This is a genomic window from Amycolatopsis coloradensis, assembly GCF_037997115.1.
Classification (GTDB): domain Bacteria; phylum Actinomycetota; class Actinomycetes; order Mycobacteriales; family Pseudonocardiaceae; genus Amycolatopsis; species Amycolatopsis coloradensis_A.
Map to the genome: position 1 here is coordinate 7,657,790 of NZ_CP150484.1, position 19,984 is coordinate 7,677,773.

At 68.5% G+C, this 19,984-nt stretch carries 21 protein-coding genes and 1 pseudogene; 14 read left to right on the forward strand and 8 right to left on the reverse strand.

Going from position 1 to position 19,984, the window contains the following annotated elements; translation table 11 throughout:
• Positions 1-2: 2 nt before the first annotated feature.
• From LCL61_RS35730 to LCL61_RS35755, 6 genes are all read right to left on the reverse strand, one after another.
• The gene (locus tag LCL61_RS35730) at positions 3-1,712 is read right to left on the reverse strand and encodes a hydantoinase B/oxoprolinase family protein (protein ID WP_340683824.1); all 1,710 of its coding nucleotides are present in this window, start codon (positions 1,710-1,712) and stop codon (positions 3-5) included.
• Entirely contained in the window at positions 1,709-3,769 is a 2,061-nt protein-coding gene (locus LCL61_RS35735; protein ID WP_340683825.1) for a hydantoinase/oxoprolinase family protein, read from the reverse strand. The genes LCL61_RS35730 and LCL61_RS35735 overlap by 4 nt, the downstream gene beginning before the upstream one ends.
• Positions 3,766-5,397 (reverse strand): thiamine pyrophosphate-binding protein, encoded by a 1,632-nt coding sequence (locus tag LCL61_RS35740; RefSeq protein WP_340683826.1) that lies wholly within the window; start codon positions 5,395-5,397, stop codon positions 3,766-3,768. The genes LCL61_RS35735 and LCL61_RS35740 overlap by 4 nt, the downstream gene beginning before the upstream one ends.
• A 240-nt stretch (positions 5,398-5,637) precedes the next feature.
• Positions 5,638-6,261 carry an MSMEG_1061 family FMN-dependent PPOX-type flavoprotein gene (locus LCL61_RS35745; protein WP_340683827.1) on the reverse strand — a complete coding sequence of 208 codons (624 nt, stop codon included), beginning with the start codon at positions 6,259-6,261 and terminating at the stop codon, positions 5,638-5,640.
• On the reverse strand, positions 6,254-7,411 hold the full coding sequence (locus tag LCL61_RS35750) for an FAD-binding oxidoreductase (protein WP_340683828.1): 1,158 nt from the start codon (positions 7,409-7,411) through the stop codon (positions 6,254-6,256). Before LCL61_RS35750 ends, LCL61_RS35745 begins: the two co-directional genes overlap by 8 nt.
• Positions 7,395-8,408, reverse strand: a complete 1,014-nt coding sequence (locus LCL61_RS35755) for a glutathione S-transferase family protein (protein ID WP_340683829.1) — start codon at positions 8,406-8,408, stop codon at positions 7,395-7,397. The genes LCL61_RS35750 and LCL61_RS35755 overlap by 17 nt, the downstream gene beginning before the upstream one ends.
• A 95-nt stretch (positions 8,409-8,503) precedes the next feature.
• Here LCL61_RS35755 and LCL61_RS35760 point away from each other — a divergent pair, with 95 nt between their 5' ends.
• The 9 genes and pseudogenes from LCL61_RS35760 (at position 8,504) to LCL61_RS35790 (ending at position 14,612) form a co-directional block, all read left to right on the forward strand.
• Complete coding sequence (locus LCL61_RS35760; RefSeq protein WP_340683830.1) at positions 8,504-9,892, forward strand: wax ester/triacylglycerol synthase family O-acyltransferase; 1,389 nt, start codon at positions 8,504-8,506, stop codon at positions 9,890-9,892.
• A 270-nt stretch (positions 9,893-10,162) separates the two neighbouring features.
• On the forward strand, positions 10,163-10,495 hold the full coding sequence (locus LCL61_RS35765; protein ID WP_340683831.1) for a hypothetical protein: 333 nt from the start codon (positions 10,163-10,165) through the stop codon (positions 10,493-10,495).
• 217 nt (positions 10,496-10,712) lie between these two features.
• The gene (locus LCL61_RS35770; RefSeq protein ID WP_340683832.1) at positions 10,713-11,078 is read left to right on the forward strand and encodes a hypothetical protein; all 366 of its coding nucleotides are present in this window, start codon (positions 10,713-10,715) and stop codon (positions 11,076-11,078) included.
• Positions 11,079-11,152: 74 nt separating this feature from the next.
• The gene (locus LCL61_RS35775; protein ID WP_340683833.1) at positions 11,153-12,307 is read left to right on the forward strand and encodes a PLP-dependent cysteine synthase family protein; all 1,155 of its coding nucleotides are present in this window, start codon (positions 11,153-11,155) and stop codon (positions 12,305-12,307) included.
• Entirely contained in the window at positions 12,304-12,618 is a 315-nt protein-coding gene (locus LCL61_RS42725) for a hypothetical protein (protein ID WP_425341955.1), read from the forward strand. The genes LCL61_RS35775 and LCL61_RS42725 overlap by 4 nt, the downstream gene beginning before the upstream one ends.
• Positions 12,618-12,776: pseudogene (locus LCL61_RS42730) on the forward strand (MFS transporter); the annotation flags it as partial. The gene LCL61_RS42725 and the pseudogene LCL61_RS42730, both read left to right, overlap by 1 nt.
• Positions 12,777-12,922: 146 nt before the next feature.
• Positions 12,923-13,078 (forward strand): hypothetical protein, encoded by a 156-nt coding sequence (locus LCL61_RS42735; RefSeq protein WP_425342091.1) that lies wholly within the window; start codon positions 12,923-12,925, stop codon positions 13,076-13,078.
• A 511-nt stretch (positions 13,079-13,589) separates the two neighbouring features.
• Positions 13,590-13,724, forward strand: coding sequence for a hypothetical protein (locus LCL61_RS35785; RefSeq protein WP_340683834.1), 135 nt, complete (start codon positions 13,590-13,592; stop codon positions 13,722-13,724).
• A gap of 96 nt (positions 13,725-13,820) precedes the next feature.
• Complete coding sequence (locus LCL61_RS35790) at positions 13,821-14,612, forward strand: S1 family peptidase (protein ID WP_340683835.1); 792 nt, start codon at positions 13,821-13,823, stop codon at positions 14,610-14,612.
• 11 nt (positions 14,613-14,623) lie between these two features.
• Here the strand turns inward: LCL61_RS35790 and LCL61_RS35795 are convergent, their stop codons facing one another.
• The gene (locus LCL61_RS35795) at positions 14,624-15,610 is read right to left on the reverse strand and encodes a PQQ-dependent sugar dehydrogenase (protein ID WP_340683836.1); all 987 of its coding nucleotides are present in this window, start codon (positions 15,608-15,610) and stop codon (positions 14,624-14,626) included.
• A 315-nt stretch (positions 15,611-15,925) separates the two neighbouring features.
• Here LCL61_RS35795 and pqqA point away from each other — a divergent pair, with 315 nt between their 5' ends.
• The 5 genes from pqqA to pqqB all read left to right on the forward strand — a co-directional run bounded on the left by pqqA (position 15,926) and on the right by pqqB (position 18,984).
• A complete protein-coding gene (gene pqqA, locus LCL61_RS35800; RefSeq protein ID WP_125674335.1) occupies positions 15,926-16,012 on the forward strand; it encodes a pyrroloquinoline quinone precursor peptide PqqA in 87 nt (28 codons plus the stop codon).
• A gap of 83 nt (positions 16,013-16,095) precedes the next feature.
• Positions 16,096-16,776, forward strand: a complete 681-nt coding sequence (gene pqqC / locus LCL61_RS35805; protein WP_340683837.1) for a pyrroloquinoline-quinone synthase PqqC — start codon at positions 16,096-16,098, stop codon at positions 16,774-16,776.
• 2 nt (positions 16,777-16,778) lie between these two features.
• Positions 16,779-17,051, forward strand: a complete 273-nt coding sequence (pqqD, locus tag LCL61_RS35810; RefSeq protein WP_340683838.1) for a pyrroloquinoline quinone biosynthesis peptide chaperone PqqD — start codon at positions 16,779-16,781, stop codon at positions 17,049-17,051.
• Positions 17,042-18,124, forward strand: coding sequence for a pyrroloquinoline quinone biosynthesis protein PqqE (gene pqqE / locus LCL61_RS35815; protein WP_340683839.1), 1,083 nt, complete (start codon positions 17,042-17,044; stop codon positions 18,122-18,124). Before pqqD ends, pqqE begins: the two co-directional genes overlap by 10 nt.
• Positions 18,121-18,984, forward strand: a complete 864-nt coding sequence (gene pqqB, locus LCL61_RS35820) for a pyrroloquinoline quinone biosynthesis protein PqqB (protein WP_340683840.1) — start codon at positions 18,121-18,123, stop codon at positions 18,982-18,984. The genes pqqE and pqqB overlap by 4 nt, the downstream gene beginning before the upstream one ends.
• Here pqqB and LCL61_RS35825 read toward each other — a convergent pair.
• Entirely contained in the window at positions 18,981-19,955 is a 975-nt protein-coding gene (locus LCL61_RS35825) for an aldo/keto reductase (RefSeq protein WP_340683841.1), read from the reverse strand. The genes pqqB and LCL61_RS35825 overlap by 4 nt on opposite strands.
• Between the last annotated feature and the right edge of the window lie 29 nt (positions 19,956-19,984).

Here is a 19,984-nt window from a genome sequence, read left to right on the forward strand (position 1 = left end):
GCTCATTTCCTCCCTCTCGACGAAACCGCTTTGTAGTCCTCCGGAAGACGCACCAGCGCCTCGGGATCTCCGTGATAGGTGACCTCGACGCCGTACAGTTCGCGCGCCGCTTCCACCGAGACGTACCCGTCGACGACGTCGGCGAGCACGGCCTCCGGATCGCGCTCGCGTGGGTCGCCGTAACCGCCGCCTCCCGGGAGGATCACGTTCACCACGTCGTCGGGGCGCAGGTTCACCCGGCTCTTCGACGGCGAGGGGCCGCGGGCCAGCTCGAACCGGCCCACCGCGCCGTCGTGTCCCGAGTCCACACCGGACGCCGGACGGCGCACCCGGTCGACGTTCCCGTTGACGCTCCACGAGATCTCGCCGCGGGCGGCCATGGCGGTGCACTGGCCGAGGCCGCCGCGCCATCTCCCGGCGCCGCCGGAATCCGTGCGCAGCACGCGTTCACGCTGGATCAACGGCGCCATCGTCTCGATGACCTCGGTCGGCGTGGACCGCAGGCCGCTCGGGAACCCGGTGGTGTTGAGACCGTCCTTGGCCGCCCGTGCGCCGATCCCGCCGGTCTGGAACACGTTGAGCATGAATTCGCGGCCCTCGGCGTCGGTCCCGCGCCAGATCGTCATCCACAACGCGTCCGCGCTGTGCGCCAAGGCGTTGCCGGGCAAGGCTTCGTGCAGGGCGGTGATCAGCAGTGAAGGCAGGAAGTGCCCGATCAGGTGCCGCGACGCGACCGGCGCGGGCGGCGTGCAGTTGAGCACCGAGCCCTCCGGCGCGGTGACGTGCACCGGCCGGAACGAACCCGCGTTGTGCGGCACCTCCGGCGAGATGGCGGCCTTGATTGCAAACGACGCGTACGCCCTGGTGTAGTTCAGGACGACGTTGATCCCGCGGCGGCTCTGCGGCGACGAGCCGGCGAAATCGAGGTGGATGTCCTCGCCGTCGATGGTCACGGCGACCTTGAGGACGACCTCTTCGTCGTCGAACCCGTCGGTCACCAGCTCGCTGGTGTACGTGCCGTCCGGCAGTTTCGCCAGCGCGTCCCGCAGCGCCCGCTCGGAGCGGTTCATGATCTCCGCGGCGACGTCGTCCAGCGAATCGAGGCCGAATTCCTCCAGCAGCCGCACCAGGCCGGCGGCGCCGACCTCGTTCCCGGTGACCTGCGCGTACAGGTCGCCGATGGTCTCCTCCGGGGTGCGGACGTTCGCGCGGATCAGCAATTCGAGATCCGCGTTGACCTCGCCCGCGCGGAGGAACTTCATGATCGGCAGGCGCAGGCCCTCTTCGAAGACCTCGCTGGCCTCGGCGGAGACCAGGCGCCCGCCGATGTCCGGGGCGTGACAACAGGAGGCGAACCACGCGACCAGCCGTCCCCGCAGGAACACCGGCGTCGCGACGGTGATGTCGTTGATCTGTCCTGCCGTCTGCCACGGGTCGTTGGTGAGCAGGACGTCGCCGGGTTCCAGTGTCTCCGGCGGGTACGCGGCGACGAAATGGCGCATCCCGGTCGCCATCGCGTTGATGTGGCCGGGCGTCCCGCCGACGGACTGGCCGATCATCTCGCCGCGGGAGTCGAACACCGCGCAGGCGAGGTCGAGCGATTCCCGCACCACGGACGAGAACGCCGTGTTGACGAGCGCGTTCTGCTGTTCGGCCAGGATGGAATGCAGCCGGTTTCCCAGTACCCCGACCAGAATCGGGTCGACGCTCATACCGTCACCACCAGGCTGGCATCCTCGCCGACGACACAGCGAGCCCCCGGCGGAACGACCACGGTGGACTCTCGTTCCTCCACAATGGCCGGTCCTTCGACGCGATCACCCGGCTTGAGCCGGTACCTGTCGAACACCGCCGTGTCGGCAAAGCCACCTTCGGCGGGGAAGTACGCGGGACGGGTCCCCTTGCGCGCGTCGCCCTCGGCCTCGGCGCCCGCGAGTTTCAGTGTGACCTCGGGCGCCGGGCCGCTGGAGACGACGCGCCAGTTCAGCACCTCGATCGTGACGTCCGGCCCGGTCCGCCGGTACAGCGTCCGGTAGGTCTCGGTGAACGCGTCGATCAACGACCCCGGCCAGTCCCCGCCCTCGACCGGCACCCGGATCTCGTAGCCCTGCCCGGAATACCGCATCTCGGCGATCCGGCGGTGCGTCACGTCCGCACCGTCCACACCGGATTTCTCCAGCAGCTCCGCGCCCTCGGCCTCCATCTCTCCGAACAGCGCGTCGACTTGTTCCCGGGAAAGGTCGAGTACCGCGGAACGCGCCGAACGCACGAAGTCGAAAGCCAGTGGCGCGGTGAGGAAGCCCGCCGCGCTGAGCACCCCGGCGGCGGGCGGCGCGACCACCTCGGGCGCTCCGAGCGCCCGCGCCACCCCGACGCCGTGCACCGGTCCGGCTCCGCCGAAGGTGAACATCGGCAGCTTCGCCGGATCCTTGCCGCGTTCGACGGCGTGGACCCGAGCGGCATTGGCCATGTCCTCGTTGACACTGGTGTGGATGCCCCAGGCGGCCTCTTCGACGCTGACGCCGAGCGGCCCGGCTATCTTCGAGCGGATCGCCTCACGCGCGCCTTCGAGGTCTAAAGTCATTCCGCCGCCGAGAAAATATCCCGGATCGAGATAGCCGAGCACGAGGTCGGCGTCCGTCACGGTCGGCTCGGTGCCACCTCGGCCGTAACAGACCGGGCCGGGCTCGGATCCCGCCGAATCGGGCCCGACGGTGAGCAGGCCGAGCGCGTCGATCCGCGCGATCGAGCCGCCGCCGACCCCGATCTCGATCATGTCCGTGACCGGTACCTTGACCGGCAACCCGGAGCCCGGCAGCAGCCGGTACTTCCGGTCCACTTCGAACTCGTGCGTCACCAGCGGCGCGCCACCGGAGATCATGCACAGTTTCGCCGTCGTGCCGCCCATGTCGAAGGCCAGCAGACCCTCGACGCCGGCGGCCGCCCCGATCGCGGACGCGGCCAGCGCCCCGCCCGCCGGCCCGGATTCGAGGAGGCGGATCGGGTAGCGCGCGGCGGTGTCGACGGTCGCGATGCCCCCGTTGGACAGCATGATGTGCGGTGACGGCCGCACCCCGGCCTCGTGGAGGCGTCTCTCCAGGTCACGCAGGTAACGTTCGGTGAGGTCCTGGACGTAGACGCATCCGACCGTGGTCGACATGCGTTCGAACTCGCGGATCTCGGGGACGACCTCGCTGGAGAGCGCGACCCGTAACCGGGGCGCGGCCTCCCGCAGCACCTCGGCCGCCCGCCTTTCGTGCGCGGGATTCGTGAAGGCATGCAGGAAACAGATCGCGACCGCGTCGATCCCCCTGGCGTCGAGCTCCCGGCCGAGTCGCGCGACATACTCCTCGTCCAGTCCTGTGTGGACGGTCCCGTCGGCGAGGATCCGCTCGGGGACGTCGAACCGCAGGTGCCGTGGCACCAGCGGGGCCGGCAATTCGATGAGCAGGTCGTACAATTCGTACCGGTGCTCGCGCCGCATCTCCAGCACGTCACGGAAACCGGCCGTCGCCAGGAGGGCGGTACGCGCTCCCTTGCGTTCGATCAGCGCGTTCGTGACCAGTGTCGTGCCGTGCACGAACTGCTCGACGTCGCCCGCGTCCAGCCCGGCGTCCGCGAGTGTCCTCTTGAGACCTTCCTCGACCGCGCGAGCGGGTTCGTCGTGCGTCGTCAGCACCTTGCCGACGGCGACGACGCCGGACTCGCCGAGAACGCAGAGATCGGTGAACGTGCCGCCGATGTCCACGCCGACGCGGAGCCCGGTCACGGGGATTCCTTGCGGTACCAGCGCGGCGAGGTGTTGAGCGGCGGAGCCATCTTCGCGCGAACGACCAGCACGTTGGGCTCGTCGGACTCGACGAACTCACCGAGCAGCCGCCGGAACGCACGCCCGAATCCGGAAACGCGGTCCGCGTGCACCCCGAAAGACCGCGCCAGGCCGACGAAATCGGGACTGTCCCAGTCGACGCCCCGGCGCGGCAGCCCGGCGCGATCCTGGTCGTAGCGGAGCATCCCGTAGCCGCCGTCGTCGACGAGGATCACCGTGACCGGCAGCTGTTCCTGCGCCAGTGTGTGCAGATCGCCGCAGCCGAAAAGGAACCCGCCGTCACCGCTGACGCAGATCGCGCGGCCGACGCCCGCGGCACCCGCGCCGAGCGCGGCGGGGAAGCCGTAGCCGAGGGTGCCCCAGCCCATCGGATACGCGAGCTTGCGCGGCGCGCGGACGCGATGGAATCCGCCGATCCAGTACCCGGCCACGCACATGTCCGCGACCACGACCGCGTCCTGCGGCAGCACCTCGTCCAAAGTGGACAGAAGGTCCGCGGCCTGCGGCTCCTCCTCCTTGATCCGCCGCCGGACCCGGGCGGAGACCTTGGCGAGCCTGCCGACGAGTGCCGCGATACCGGGCCGTTCCTCGACTTTCAGCGCCTCGACGAGCACCCGGGCGTCACCGACCAGCGTGATGTCCGGCCGGTAGTTCTTGGCCGCGTCGTCCGGGTCGACGTTGATCGCGATGAGCTTCTTCGGCTGCGGCATCAGCCAGTTCTGCGTCATCAGCCCGTCGAAGTCGGTGCCGATCGCGAGGACGACGTCGGCCTCGTCCCACAGCGCGCCGACCTCGGGCGCGTGCACCGGATTCGGGGCGAGGCAGGGATGATCGACCGGCAGGAGCCCGCGAGCGCCGAACGTGGTGAGCACCGGCGCGGCCAGCCGTTCGGCGAGTTTCCCGATCGCCTCGCCCGCGTCGGCGCGCAGGGCGCCGCCGCCCGCCCAGATCAGCGGCCGGTCGGCGGCGGCCAGGAGCGTCTCGGCCTCGGCGAGTTCCGGGATCTCGAACGGCCGGGCGTGCGACCGCGGCGGGCGGCGCGCGGGCGTCCGCTCCGACAGGAAGTCGGCGGGGATGCCGAGGTAGACCGGCCCGCTCTGCGGCTGAAGCGCGAGCCGGGCCGCGCGATGGAGGGTGGCGGCGACCTGGTCGGCACTCGTCACGGTGAACCCGGCCTTGGTGACCGGCGCGAACATCGCCTGCTGGTCCGACGACTCGTGCAGCACGCCGCGGACCACGCCCGGCCGCCGGAGCGTGGACGGGATGTCGGTCGCGATGATCAGCACCGGCGCGGCCGACGCCATGGCCTCGCCGACGGCGGCGAGCGTGTTCGCGGCGCCGGGCCCCGTGGTCACCAGCGCGACGCCGAGCTTCCCCGTGGCGCGGGCGTACCCGTCGGCGGCGTACCCCGCCGTCTGCTCGTGCCGGACCCCGACGAGCCGGATGTCCGTATCGGCCAGCGCCTCCCATAACGGCAGGTTGTGCACGCCGGGGAGACCGAAGACGACTTCGGTCCCCAGAGCGGTCAGCGCGTCGGCGAGATGCTGGGCTCCGGTGGGTGCAGGCACCTCGCCGATAGTGCCAGATCGTTCAACGATCCAGCAACCACCGCGCGGCGCCTCGTGAGTGGTAAGGACGGTCAGGGCCGAGGGGGCCCTAGGTATCTACGTGGCTTCCGGCTGAGGGTCGGTCCCGGTCCGGTCCAAGTGCCGAGTGGGCGACCCGCATGACCAGGACCGAAGGTTCCCATCGCTGCATCAGACGCGGTGAAGGGAGCCTCCACCCCACCACCGACCCCACCCACGAGCTCAGTACAGGCCGGCCGAGTAGGCGGCGGGGGCGTAGTACGCCTCGAGGTCGGCGAGGGAATCCTCCGGCCGCTCGAAGGTCTTCGCGATCGCCGCCCGCGACGGCAGCGCGCCGGGCGTCCAGCTCTCCGGCGACCACAGCTTCGACCGCAGGAACGCCTTCTGGCAGTGGTGGAAGATCTCGTCGATGTCGACGACCAGCGCGAGCTTCGGCCGGTTGCCCTTCACGATCATGTCGTCGAAGAACGGCGCCTCCCGCACGAGTCGCGCGCGGCCGTTGATCCGCAGCGTGTCGCCGCGGCCAGGGATCAGGTAGATCAGCCCGACATGCGGATTCGACAGCACGTTGTGGAACCCGTCGGCACGCCGGTTGCCCGGCCGCTCCGGGATGGCGATCCGCGTGTCGTCCAGCACCAGCGTGAACCCGGCCGGGTCGCCCTTCGGCGAGACGTCGCAGGTGCCGTCGGCCGCCGACGTCGCGATCAGCACGAACGGCGACTCCGCGAGCCACTGGCGGTCCAGCTCGTCCAGCTTCGGGCGCGCCTTGTTCGCGGTCCGTTCCAGCGGCGGCGGCAGGATCTCGCGCAGCTCGGCCTCGGTGGTCACTTCGACGAACTCAGACAATGTTGTGCTCCCTCGTCACGGCCCGGTCGCCGGCGAACCGGCGGACGTCGAGCCCGGTGATGTCGATGGCCGGGACCCGCCCCAGGTAGAGGTCCCGCACGAGCTCCCCCACGGCCGGGCCCATCTGGAACCCGTGTCCCGAAAAGCCGGTCGCGTAGAAGAACCTCGACAGGTGGACGCTTTCCCCCACGATCTGGTTGCGGTCGGGGGTGACCTCGTACAGTCCGGCCCAGCCGCCGCGGATCCCCGCGTCGAGCACCGCGGGCACCCGGCGCGCGGCGATCTCGGCGAGTTCCGGCAGCCAGTCGCCCGGCTGGTAGCGGGTGTCGAAGCCGGGGTCGCCGTCACCGTCGCAGAAGGACATCGCCAGGCCGGGGCCCTCACGGTGGAAATAGAAGGCGGACGGCATCTCGATGGTCAGCGGCACGGACCCGGGCAGATCCGCGACCGGGCCGGTGAACACGACCTGCCGCCGAAAGGGCCGCACCGGGAGGTCGACACCGGCCAGTTCGCCGATCCGGCCCGACCACGCGCCCGCCGCGCAGACCACGGCTTCCGTCCGCACGAAACCATCGCCGGTCCGGACGCCGGTGATCTCGTCGCCGTCGCGTTCGATCCCGACGACCTCGACGCCGGTCCTGAGCACCGCGCCGTGCCCGCGGGCCGCCCGCGCGTAGCCCTGGACGGCGGAGTCCGGGGTCGCCTTGGCGTCGTCCGGCGACCACAGTGCCGCGACGACACCCTCGGTGTCGATCAGCGGGGAGAACCGCCGCGCTTCGGCGGGCTCGATGAGGCGGCTGCGGACACCGTAGGAGTTCTGCAGTTCGGCGCAGCGCTCGAATTCGGGCAGGTCCGCGGGGTCGGTGACCAGGTACAGGTAGCCGTCGCGGCGGAAGTCGATCTCGGTCCCGTACGTCTCGGCGAAGGAGGCGTACTCGGCCAGCCCTCGCAGCCCGATCTCGATGTTGACCCGGGTGGTGAACGACGACCGGATCCCGCCCGCCGCCTTCGCCGTCGAGCCCGCGCCCAGGATGTCGCGTTCGAGCAGCAGGACCGAGACCCCGGCGGCGGCGAGCCGGTACGCGCAGCCGACCCCGATGATGCCGCCGCCGATCACGACGACGTCGGTGCGCTCAGGAAGTGGCTCCATCCGTGTCCCCGATCCGTTCGTCCTCGGGCGGCGGTCCCGGCGGCGTGCCGTCGCCGAACGGGCGCCCGCCCAGTTGCTCCCGGTGGTGCGGCGTCGTCCAGCCGGACAGGTCCGGTCCCAAGGGGACGATCCGGGTCGGGTTCACCTGCTCGTGCACCGCGTAGTAGTGCCGCTTGATGTGGTCGAAGTCGACGGTGTCACCGAAGCCCGGTGTTTGGAAAAGGTCGCGGGCGTAGGCCCACAGCACCGGCATTTCGGTCAGTTTGTCCCGGTTGCATTTGAAGTGCCCGTGGTAGACGGCGTCGAAGCGGACGAGGGTGGTGAACAACCGGATGTCCGCTTCGGTGATCGTGTCACCGACGAGGTAGCGCTGCTTTTCGAGCCGATCGGAAAGCGCGTCCAGCATGGCGAAGAGACGGGTATAGGCGTCCTCGTACGCGGCCTGCTTGGTCGCGAAACCGGCTTGGTACACGGCGGCGTTGACGTCGGCGTAGACCCCCGCGTTGACGTCGTCGATCTCGCCACGAAGTCGCTCTGGGTAAAGGTCGGGCGCGCCGGGCCGGTGGAGGCTGGTCCATTCGGTGGACAGATCGAGGGTGATCTGCGGATAGTCGTTACTCACCAGCCGTTTGCTCGGAATGTCCACAATGGCCGGAACGCTGATCCCGCCCATGTAGTGCGGATCGGCCGCGTGATAGGCCTCGGCCAGGTACTTGATGCCGAGCACGGGATCCCGGTCGCCGGGATCGAGGGTGAACCGCCAGCTCTTCTCGTCCTGGATCGGGTCGGCCACGGCCACGCTGAGCGCGGACTCGAGGCCGAGCAACCGCCGGACGACCAGGCCACGGCCGGCCCAGGGACAGGCCCGGCTGACCACCAGCCGGTATCTCCCCGCCTCCACCGGCCAGCCGTCGCGGCCGTCGGCGGTGACACGAGCGTCGAAATGGTTGGCGGACCGGCGGAACTCACCCGTCTGCGGATCGGTCGGGATCGTCATGTGAGCCACCCTAAAGCGTGAGATGGTGGTTTCGGTGTGCGTAGACTCTGGCACCCGGCGTGTTCGCACGCCGCCGCGCGGAAGGTGGTCCGACGATGCCGTTCATGCCCGTGACCGACTCGATGTTCCTTCTCGTGGAAACGCGCGAACATCCGATGCACGTCGGCGGACTGCAACTGTTCAAGAAACCCGAGGGCGCCGGCCCCGACTATCTGCGTGACGTCCGCAAGAGTCTGCTCGAGTCCGACAACATGCGCTCGGTGTTCCGGCGCCGTCCCGCCCGGCCGGTCAACACCGCCGGGCATATCGCCTGGGCGACCGACACCGATCTCGAACTCGACTACCACTTCCGCCATTCGGCGCTGCCCCGGCCCGGCCGGATCCGCGAACTGCTGGAACTCACCGGACGGTGGCACAGCACCCTGCTCGACCGGCACCGCCCCCTGTGGGAGATCCACCTGGTCGAGGGTCTCCAGGACGGCCGGTTCGCGATCTACAGCAAGATCCACCACGCGCTGATGGACGGCGTCTCGGCACTGCGGCACCTCCAGGGCACGCTGTCGGACGACCCGTTCGACCTCGACTGCCCGCCGCCGTGGGGGCGCCGCGCCAAACCGGACGGCGGCCGCAACGGCAAGGCGTCGCCCTCGGTGTTCAGCACCTTCGGCAAGACGGTCAACCAGCTCGCCGGCATCGCGCCCGCCGCGATGAAGGTGGCGCGGGAGGCGTTCCAGGAGCACACGCTCACGCTGCCGTCGCAGGCGCCGAAGACGATGCTGAACGTGCCGATCGGCGGGGCCCGCCGCTTCGCCGCGCAGTCGTGGTCGCTGGACCGGGTGCGCAAGGTGGCGACCGCCGCCGGAGTGTCACGCAACGACGTCGTCCTCGCGATGTGCTCGGGCGCGCTGCGGGACTACCTGATGGAGCAGAACGCGCTCCCCGACGCGCCACTGACCGCGATGGTCCCGGTTTCCTTGCGGCGCAAGGACAGCGGTGACGCGGCGGGGAACAACATCGGCGCGCTGCTGTGCAACCTCGCCACCCATCTGACCGATCCGGCCGCCCGGCTGGCGACGATCAACGCGTCCATGCGGAACGGGAAGAAGCTCTTCTCGGAGCTGACCCCGCTGCAGACGCTGCTGCTGTCGGGGATCAACGTGGCCCAGCTCGGCGTGTCGCCGATCCCCGGCTTCGTGAACAACACGAAACCGCCGTTCAACCTGGTGATCTCCAACGTGCCGGGGCCGCGCAAGCAGATGTACTGGAACGGCGCGGCGCTCGACGGCATCTACCCGGCGTCGGTGCTGCTGGACGGGCAGGCGCTGAACATCACGCTGACCAGCAACGGGGACAACCTGGACTTCGGTGTCACCGGCTGCCGCCGGAGCGTGCCACATCTGCAGCGCATCCTGACCCACCTGGACACCGCGCTCGCCGAACTCGAACACGCCGTCTCCGTCGGGCACGACTGGCCCCGTCTTTAGGCCATTCGGCCCGTCAGCCTCCCGCCGGATGGCCGCTACCGGATCGCGGCTGTTACGTTCCGGCCTCCGGAGGAGGCGCGATCAACCTTGACCGACGTCAAGCCCTCACCAGCCTGGCACTCGCCGCGGGCGCGGGCGTCCTGTCGGGGCGGCCTGCCAACGCCGAGTTCTGGGGACAGGTGGCGCCGACCGGCTGTCCGACATCGATCCTTGCTATCGCGACGAAAGCTTCCTCCGGACGACATCCGTTCCCGCGTCCACTCCGGAACCATGGACATCGCCCCACTGCTCACCCTGCCGGCCGCCCTCGGCCTCCACGAGGCCATCGGCTTCGCCAACGAACAGGCCCGCCTGCGTTACCCGCGCGACCGCTGGGTCCACCAAGTCCGCCATCTCGACGACATCAAGATCCTCATCCCGGAAGATCCAGCCCTGTACGGAGCCATCACCGCGTTCCGCGTCAAGGGCCGCACCACCAAGGACGACAACGAGGCCATCGCCCAGTACTTAATGGACAGACACCCGCGTCTTCACCGTCCCCAAGGCGGAACGGCCGCGGGCTACTGCCGGCCAGGTCGACCAGCTCGCCGAAGCACTTCCTGACGTGGCCATCGGATTCCGAAGGTAACCTCGCGATCCGGTTCCTTTCGGCGCGAGCGATTTCCTACCGAACGCCAAGCAGAGCAAGGTACCGCCATCCGGCAGTCATCCATCCGCCGGATGGTGACCGCAAGATCATCGCTGCTACGTTCCCGTGCCTGTGAGAAGCACATCGGTCATTTCACGTCGCACTCGTTGGCGGGTCGCGCTTGCGGTCACCGTGCTGCTGTCTTTCGTCTTCCTGTACCTGACTCCCTGCGGAATGTCGCATTCCCACCACCACAACGAAACGGCGGAACAAGCGACAACCTCCGCAGCCGATACCGAGACCGTCCACGTGTCCTCGCGGGACGGTGATACACCGGACCATCACCACACCTGCCACGGTGCAGGTGAAATGTTCTGCGCGGCGACACGTACGGCGAATGGTTTCGCCTGGCTTACCATGCTGCTGGCGGCGGTCGCCACACTCGTCATCATGGCGGACGGCCATGGCGCGACCGGTTCACTCCGATGGCGCGTGGACAGAGATCTCGGCCGCTCCGGACGGCTCGTTCTCCTGCAACTCTGCGTCACGCGGATCTGATCGGTCTCATCCCCCAGACCACAAGTCAGAATTCTTGCGCCGTATTCCCGGCGTCCGCGTGAAGTGAGAACTCGATGCCCTCCATCCTGTCGAACAACGCAGTCGTGAGCTCGTCTCGGTCCTCTACAGCACAACTGATCAGCAGCGCGCCGCGCTGCCACAATCCCGCCACCACCGCGGGCAACACCCCGGTGCTCTGGATAGATCAGCCCTTCGCCCCGCCCGGGCGCGGATTCTGGGCCAAACTCGAAGGATTCAACCCCGGTGGCGTGAAAGACCGCCCCGCTCTGCACATGATCGCCGCAGCCAAGGAGCGCGGTGAGCTGCGCCCCGGCGCCAGGATCGTCGAGTCCACCAGCGGCTCCTTCGGCCTCGGGCTCGCCCTCGCGGGCACCGTGCACCGGCACCCGGTGACGCTGGTGACCGATCCCGAGCTGGAGCCGAACATCCACCGCATGCTGACCGCCTACGGCGCCCGCGTGGAGACCGTGTCCGAACCCGACCCCAGCGGCGGCTGGCAACAAGCCCGCCGCGAACGCGTTCAGGAAATCCTCGACGCGACCCCTGACGCCTATTGCCCGGACCAATACCACAATCCCGACAACATCACGGCCTACGCTCCCTTGGCGCTGGAACTGGTTTCCCAACTCGGCCGCGTCGACATCCTCGTGTGTTCAGTAGGCACCGGGGGCCACTCGGCCGGCATCTCTCAGGTACTGCGGGAGTTCTTCCCCCACCTGACCCTGATCGGCGTCGATACCATCGGGTCCACGATCTTCGGCCAGCCTGCCCAAAGTCGCTTGATGCGCGGACTCGGGTCCAGCATCTACCCCCGCAACGTCGACTACGCCGCCTTCGACGAGGTCCACTGGGTCGCTCCCGCCGAAGCGGTATGGGCCTGCCGGGCACTCGCGACCACACACCACGCCAGCGGCGGATGGAGCACGGGAGCAGTCGCGCTTGTCGCCGGCTGGGCGGCCCGAACCTGCGACCTCGACACCAGGATCGCCGCGGTGTTCCCGGATGGACCGCACCGGTACTTCGACACCGTCTACAACGACGATTACTGCGCCCACCACGATCTGCTCACCGTGTCACCACCGTCCACACCGGACACCATCGCCCGCTCCGCCGACCGGATCGTCTCGCGCTGGACCCGCTGCGGCAACGTCGTCGACCCGATCCAGGCAACGGAAATCATGCGACCGCGGATGAGGATTCTCCCGTGAAGCAGATCCTGACCCGGTTCCGCTCCTTCGACCACCCGGTCCGACTGCTGCTGAACCAGTTCACCATCAACGCCGGCTTCTACATGCTGATGCCCTACCTCGCCGCGCGCCTGTCCGGCGACCTCGAACTGGCGGACTGGACCGCCGGCCTGATCCTCGGCGTCCGGAACTTCTCCCAGCAGGGCATGTTCCTCATCGGCGGAACACTCGCCGACCGCTTCGGCTACAAGCCCCTCATCGTCGCCGGCTGTGCCCTGCGCACCGGCGGGTTCGCACTGCTCGGCCTCGCCACTCCGTCCCGGCACTGCTGATGGCGTCCGCCGCAACCGGTTTCGCCGGGGCGTTGTTCAATCCGGCCGTACGCGCCTACGTGGCACAGGACGCCGGAGAACGCCGCGTGGAAGCGTTCGCATTGTTCAACGTCTTCTACCAAACCGGCATCCTGCTCGGACCCGTCATCGGGCTCGCGTTGACCGGCCTTGCCTTCCAGGTCACCTGCCTGACCGCCGCCGCGGTGTTCGCCGTGCTCACCGGGCTACAAGTCGCGGTTGGTGACACTGGTCTTCGCGATATCCGGACAGCTGCGCATCACCGCGTGGTGCCGGACGAGGTGGAGTGCGGGCGGCCGCCTTCATACCCCGGCTTGGCCTCCGATGGCTTCCACTGCTCATCTCCGCCGCGCTGCTGGCGCCGGGCACGATCGTGGTGTTTCCCTTCGAGATGGACACCATCGTCGGACTGTCCGGCGACAAGCTCGTCGCCACGCATTAGGGACTTTACAACACCGTCGTCGGGTCGGCACCTGGCCGCCGTTCCGGTGCGATAGCCGGCGGTAGCGTCCCGCCAGGTTCGAGATCACGCGTGCCCGCGACGCGCACCGAGCTGTGACGTCTTCACATTGCCCTGTGCCGCAAGAGAGCCGCCATGAAGTCGCGGAGCCATGCCGCTGGCTCCTTGCGGCCGCTTGTCCAGGACCGTCATGCTATCGACGTGACATCCGAACCGCCGCATGCCAGGAATGCCTCGCGCCGTCACCTTTGGCGCGACCAAGCAGGTTCTCTCACCTTATCTGTCCACATTGGATGAATTGATGGTGCCGGGAAGGCCACCTGACCGGACAGCGCCGAGTGAGCTCGGGTGCCTGCCGGGCGGAGGACGTCGATGACGCCTTGCAGTGCCAATCGACTGCCGGGGTATCCGGCGGAGCCACCCGTGGATTCTGCTCGATACGGTCGATGCGCGCGACCTGAACCGTGACGGGCTTCGTCGGCGAATTACCTACGTGCCGCAAGAAGAACCGCTGTTCGGCGAGACCGTGCGCGAGGAGCACTCCGCACCTTGGGGACCGCCCTCGCCGTCACTCACCGCGAAGGCGGATCGGATCGTGTTGATCGACGAAGGCGGGCTCGTGCCATAGGCAGTACACGGCGCCGCTGAGAGCCGGCCCCACCTATCGTGAACTTGCTTTCAGTCCCGGGCGATCCGAGCCCGGTGGATCTTAGGAGATGATGCGATGTTCGGCCGGTTTCGCGCGTTCGCCAGTCTGGCAATGGCCGTCGGACTGGCGATGGTGCTCGGGGGCACCGCCTGCGCGATCGAGGGTGGCGCCGAGGTGCCCCCTGGCACCTATCCATGGCTGGTGAGGGTCGGGAACCCGGCGGAGGGCTACTGCTCGGGTTCGCTGGTGTCGCCCCGGCACGTCGTGTCGGCAGCGCATTGCTTCGCCAAGAAGCCCGACAAGCCCGAGGGCATGTTCGCCTACTTTCGCACCGAGACCCGGGCCTACACGGTCAAGGTGGTCCGCGCGGAACGCCACCCGTGGGGTGCGGGTGATGCCCGTACCGCCGACGTCGCGGTGGTGACGCTCGAGCATCCGGTGCGGACCACGCCGATCAAGCTCATCGCCCCCGGCGACTTCTATCCGACCTGGCCCGGCATGAAGCTCACGGTCGCCGGCTACGGCAGTACCGGTCATCAGCGGCCGGAGCATGCCCACGAGTTGCCTTTCACCGCGACCTACCGGTGCGCCAAGCCTGGCCCGCAATGGTTCTGCGCCGACGCACCCCGCCCGGGGACCGGTGTGCGCCCGGAGGACAGCGGTGGCCCCGCCTTCAGGAAGGCCAGAGGCGGCGGGGGCCGCCACGTGCTGGTGGGCACGGTCAGTAACCATCGCGATCACCACACCTGGTTCACCAACTTGGCGCAGCCGCCGCTGAACGAATGGATCCGGTTCAAGATCTTCGGAGGCTGGTCCGCGTCTCGTGACCGTGGCGCGGCGAGTGTGGCCGGGGAGCCGCAGCCCTGATGGCGGGCGTGTCAGCTGCCGTCGGAGACGTACAGACCGCCCGGCGTGATCGTGTACAGCTGCCCGTCCGGTCCGGCGACCGCGTCACGCGTGCGGCCGAGGTTGGTCCAGAGCTTGCCGCCGTTGCCGTTCAGGTCGAGCTTGTACGTGCCGCCCTTGAGCGACGCCATGTACAGCGAACCCTTGTAGGCCGCGAGCCCGCTCGGCGTCGCCGAGGACGTCGGCCAGGACTTGACCGGGTTGGTCATCCCCGCCGTGTTGCACGGGCCTTCGCACGTCGGCCAGCCGTAGTTCTTGCCCGGTTCGATCTTGTTCAGTTCGTCGAGCTTGTTCGCGCCGATGTCGGAGACGTACAGCTGCCCGTTCGCCCAGGTCAGACCCTGGACGTTGCGGTGGCCGTAGGAGTAGACGCGGCTGTTGAACGGGTTGCCCGGCGCGGCCGCCCCGTCCGTGGTGACACGCAGGACCTTGCCGCCGAGGGAGTTCTTGTTCTGCGCGTTGGCGCCGTTCTGGCCGTCGCCGGTACCCGCGTAGAGGTAGCCGTCCGGGCCGAACCTGATCCGCCCGCCGTGGTGATACTGCGAACCACGCGGGATGCCGGTGACGATCGGCGTCGGCGTCTGGCCCAGCTTCAGCTTGGCGATCCGGTTGTCGGAACTGGTCGTGTAGTAGATGAAGACCGTCTGGTCGGTGGCGTAATTCGGCGAGACGGCGATGCCGAGCAGACCGGCCTCCGCGGTGACGCTCACCCCGGGGACGGTCTGGACCGTGGTGACCTTGCCCGCCTTGTCGATCTTGCTGATCGTCCTGGCGTCCTTCTGCGTGAAGACGCCGGTGCCGTCGGGCAGGAAGTCGATCGACCAGGCCTGGTTGAGGCCGCTCGCGAGCTGTCTGATCGCCTGGATCGACGGCGCTTCGGCGGCTGTGGCCGGGACGGCCGCGATCGACACGGCCGTCGCCGCGGCGAACGCGGCGGCGAGAGTACGACGTAAGGACATGGGACGCCTCCTTCAGCTACACCCCTGGAGCTCGGATGGCGGCGGTAGGCGGGTGGTCGGGGCGCACCCGTCGAGTTGGATAGAAACACACCACGGGACGAAACGGACACCACTGGACGGGCTATCGGCGGCACCGGTCGTTAACCGTTGTATGCGCCGAGCGTGACGACCGGCCCAGCCCGATCGGCCATAGGTAGGAAACTTTACAAAATGCCGCCGGAAGTCGGCTCTTACGTCTGGTCAGAATCGGCGACGCGCTTCTAGGGTGACGGTGGCTCGGCCCTGTTCGATCCCATGTGGACGTTAGGAGCAGAAATGATCGAGGTATGGACCACCCCCGACTTCGTCGAGTACGAAACCCCCATGGAGGTCACCGCTTACGCGGCCCGCATGGAGGACTGAAATCGCATCCGGTGGTGGGGGCCGTCCCCCACCACCGCCGCCGTCCCGATCAGCGAGCACCCGGAGGCAGCACGGTGTCCCTCATGTCGTCGTCGGAGTTCATCGCGGCGTTGCGCGGGCTTTCGCACCGCTACTGGGGCACCCACCCGTTCCACGTGCGGATGCACGACGGCGGCCTGTCCGAGCACGAGCTGAAGATCTGGGCCGCGAACCGCTGGTACTACCAGTGCGTTCTCCCGCAGAAGGACGCGGCGATCATCAGCAACTGCCCGTTGCCGGAGATCCGCCGGGAATGGCTCGACCGCATCGTCTACCACGACGGGGCGAAGGCCGGCGACGGCGGAATCGAGCGATGGCTCCGTTTGTGTGCCGCGGTCGGGCTCGACCGCGAAGAGGTTCTCGATCAGCGGCACGTTGCCCCCGGCGTCCGGTTCGCCGTCGATGCCTACGTGAATTTCGCCCGCACGAGACCTTGGCTCGAAGCGGTCGCCTCGGGGCTGACCGAAATGTTCGCCGGCCATCTCATGCAGCGGCGGGTCGCCGACATGCTGGCGCACTATTCGTGGATCGCGCCGGAGGACCTCGCCTATTTCACCAATCGCATCGACAAGGTCTCCGGTGAGGGCAAGGGGACGCTCGACATCGTCGTCCGGCACGCCGTCACCCGCGAGCAGCAGGACAAGGCGATCGCCGCGCTGTCGTTCAAGACCGACGTGCTCTGGTCGATGCTCGACGCCATCGAGCACGCGGCCGCCAAGGAGTAGTGATGACCACTCTCGAACCGGGCTCGGTGCCGCGGCTGCGGCGCGGAGTCCGGCTGAGCTATGACCAGACCAGGGAAACACACGTCCTGCTGTTCCCCGAAGGTGTGCTCGTCCCGAATCCGACCGCCGCGGCCGTGCTTTCCCTCTGCGACGGCGTCGCGGATGTCGCGGGCATCGCTTCGGCGTTGCGCGAACGCTACACCGGTGTGCGCGAGGAAGAGATCCTGGACGTCCTGTCCCGGCTGGGAGAACGGCGGATCGTCGAATGGACCTGAAAACCGCGCAGCCGCCACTGGGCTTGCTGGCCGAGCTGACCCACCGCTGCCCGCTCCACTGCCCGTATTGCTCGAATCCGGTCGAGCTGATCGCCCGCGACGGCGAACTGTCCACGGAGGAATGGCTTTCCGTGCTCACCCAGGCGCGGGAACTCGGCGTGCTCCAGGTGCACATGTCCGGCGGTGAGCCGCTCGCCAGACCGGATCTGCCCATCCTGGTCGAACACGCCACGAAACTGGGGTGCTACGTCAACCTGGTGACGTCCGGGCTCGGGCTGACGGAGTCCAGATTGGACGATCTCGCCAAGCGTGGCATCGCGCATGTCCAGCTGTCCGTCCAAGGCGCGACCGCCGACCGTGCGGACCGGCTCGCCGGAGCACGGGCACACGACCGGAAGCTGGTCTCCGCCGAACTGATCAGGAAGGCCGGGCTGCCACTTTCGGTGAACGTCGTCCTGCACCGGCAGAACCACGATCAGCTCGCCGGGATCATCGGCCTCGCCGAGGAGATGGGCGCGGACCGGCTCGAACTGGCCAACACGCAGTACTACGGCTGGGCTCTGCGCAACCGCGACGCCCTGATGCCGACCCGGCGGCAACTCGAGGAGGCCGAGCCGATCGTGCGCGCGGCCACCGAACGGCTGCGTGGCCGCATGGAGATCATCTATGTCGTCGCCGATTACTACGAGAAGTACCCGAAGCCGTGCATGTACGGCTGGGGCGCGCGGCAATTGACCGTGGCGCCGGACGGGAACGTGCTGCCGTGCCCCGCGTCGACGGCGATCGAGACGCTGGAATTCGACAACGTGCGGGACAAGCGGCTGGCCTGGATCTGGTACCAATCCGCTTCCTTCAACGCCTATCGCGGCGAGGACTGGATGCCCGACACCTGCCGCACCTGTGATCGGCGCGCGATCGACTTCGGCGGCTGCCGGTGCCAAGCGTTCCAACTCACCGGTGACGCCTCGGCGACCGATCCGGTGTGCTCGCGTTCGCCGCATCGGGAGGTCGTCGACCTCATCCTCGCCACGCAGGCGAAAACGGACGAACTCGTGATGCGGGCGGCACGATGAGGGTGATCCTGCTCGGCACCGCGGCGGGCGGAGGATTCCCGCAGTGGAACTGCGCCTGCGCGCTGTGCGTTTCGGACGCGCCGCCGCGGACACAGGACTGTGTGGCGGTGAGCGCGGACGGCGAAGGCTGGTACCTGCTCAACGTTTCGCCGGACATCCGCGCGCAGCTCCTCGCCACACCACCGCTGCGCGCCGGGCCGGGGCCGAGGGAGATCCCGTTGCGCGGGGTGCTGCTGACCGACGCCGAACTCGATCATTCACTCGGCTTGCTTCTCCTGCGGGAAGCGGGCGGTCTGCCCGTGTGGGCACCGGACGCCGTGCTCGGCGCCTTGTCCGAGCACTTCCCCGCGCGGTCGATCATCGACGGGTACGGAGGCTGGGACTGGCTGCCGTCGTCGAGGGTCGCCATCGACGGGCTGCGGGTGAGCATGCTTCCCGTGAGCGACAAGCGGCCGAAGTACGCGCGTTCGTCCACCGAGGACGGTCCTTGGGTGGTGGCGTATCGGATCGAAGACGTCGTGACCGGCGGCGTTTTCGTGTACGCGCCTTGCCTTAAGAGCTGGCCGGACGGATTCGACGACTTCACCCGCGATGCAGGGCTGGTACTGCTGGACGGGACCTTCTACGCGCCGGACGAGATGTCGGGCGCCACCGCGGCCGAGATCGGCGACGGCGCCCAGCTGGCGATGGGGCATCTGCCGATCACCGGCAGTCTCGCGAAGCTCCGGCCCGGCCCGCGGTGGGCGTACACACACCTGAACAACACGAACCCGGTGATCGATCCCGCGTCGCCCGAACACGCCGCCGTACTGGACGGCGGCGCCTCGCTTCCCCTGGACGGTACCGAATTCAAGCTTTAGGCGACCCCTTCGGGGCTCGCGCCGGACACGGAAACGGCGTCGGCGGTGAGCCGATCGATCTCCGCGAGATCGTCCACGGTCAGGTCGATGCCGCCGGCGGCGAGACTGGCCTCGATGTTGGCCGCCTTCCGCGCGCCCACGATCGCGACGTGCACGCCCGGCTGGGCGAGCGTCCAGGCGATCGCGAGCTGACTGACGGAGATTTCTTTGTCCGCCGCGAATTCCTTGAGCCGGGCGACGACGGCGAGATTGCGCCGGAAGGTCTCGCCGGTGAACGCCGACGACCGTGAACGCCAGTCGGTCTTCTCGAACGTCGTCTCCGGCGTGAAGGATCCGGTAAGCAGTCCGCTGCCCAGCGGGCTGTACACGAGCACGCCGATGTCGTTCTCGCGCGCGTACGGGAGAGGGTCGGTTTCGATGTCGCGGCGGAACAGGTGATACGGCGGCTGCAGGGTTTCCACGGGCCGGGTCTTGTCGAAGGCGGCCAGCCCCGCGGCGTCGTAGTTCGAGACACCGACGTGCCGGATCTTCCCGGCGTCGACGAACTCCTGCAGAATGCCCGCCGTCTCCTCGGCGGGAGCGTCGGGATCGGGCCAGTGGATCTGGTAGAGGTCGATGTGGTCGACGTCGAGGAAGCGGAGGCTGTCCTCGATGCCCTGCGTCAGCCACTCGCGCCGCGAGTCACGCGGCCGTTCGGAACGCGGCTTGATACCGCCCTTCGTGGCGATGACGAGGTTGTCGCGGTCGCGCTTGAGTTCCTCACGCAGCGCCTTTCCCAGCATCGCTTCGGACTTCCCAAAACCGTAGGCCTGCGCGGTGTCGAAGAAGTTCACCCCGAGTTCGCGGGCGTGGTGGATCGCCGCGATCGCCGCGTCCTCGTCGAACGAACCCCAGTCCCCGCCGAGTTGCCAGGTGCCGAAAGCGATCCTCGACACCTCGAGACCGCTCCTGCCCAATGTCGTCGTACGCATGTCTCCAGCAGAGCACAGACGTCGGATCA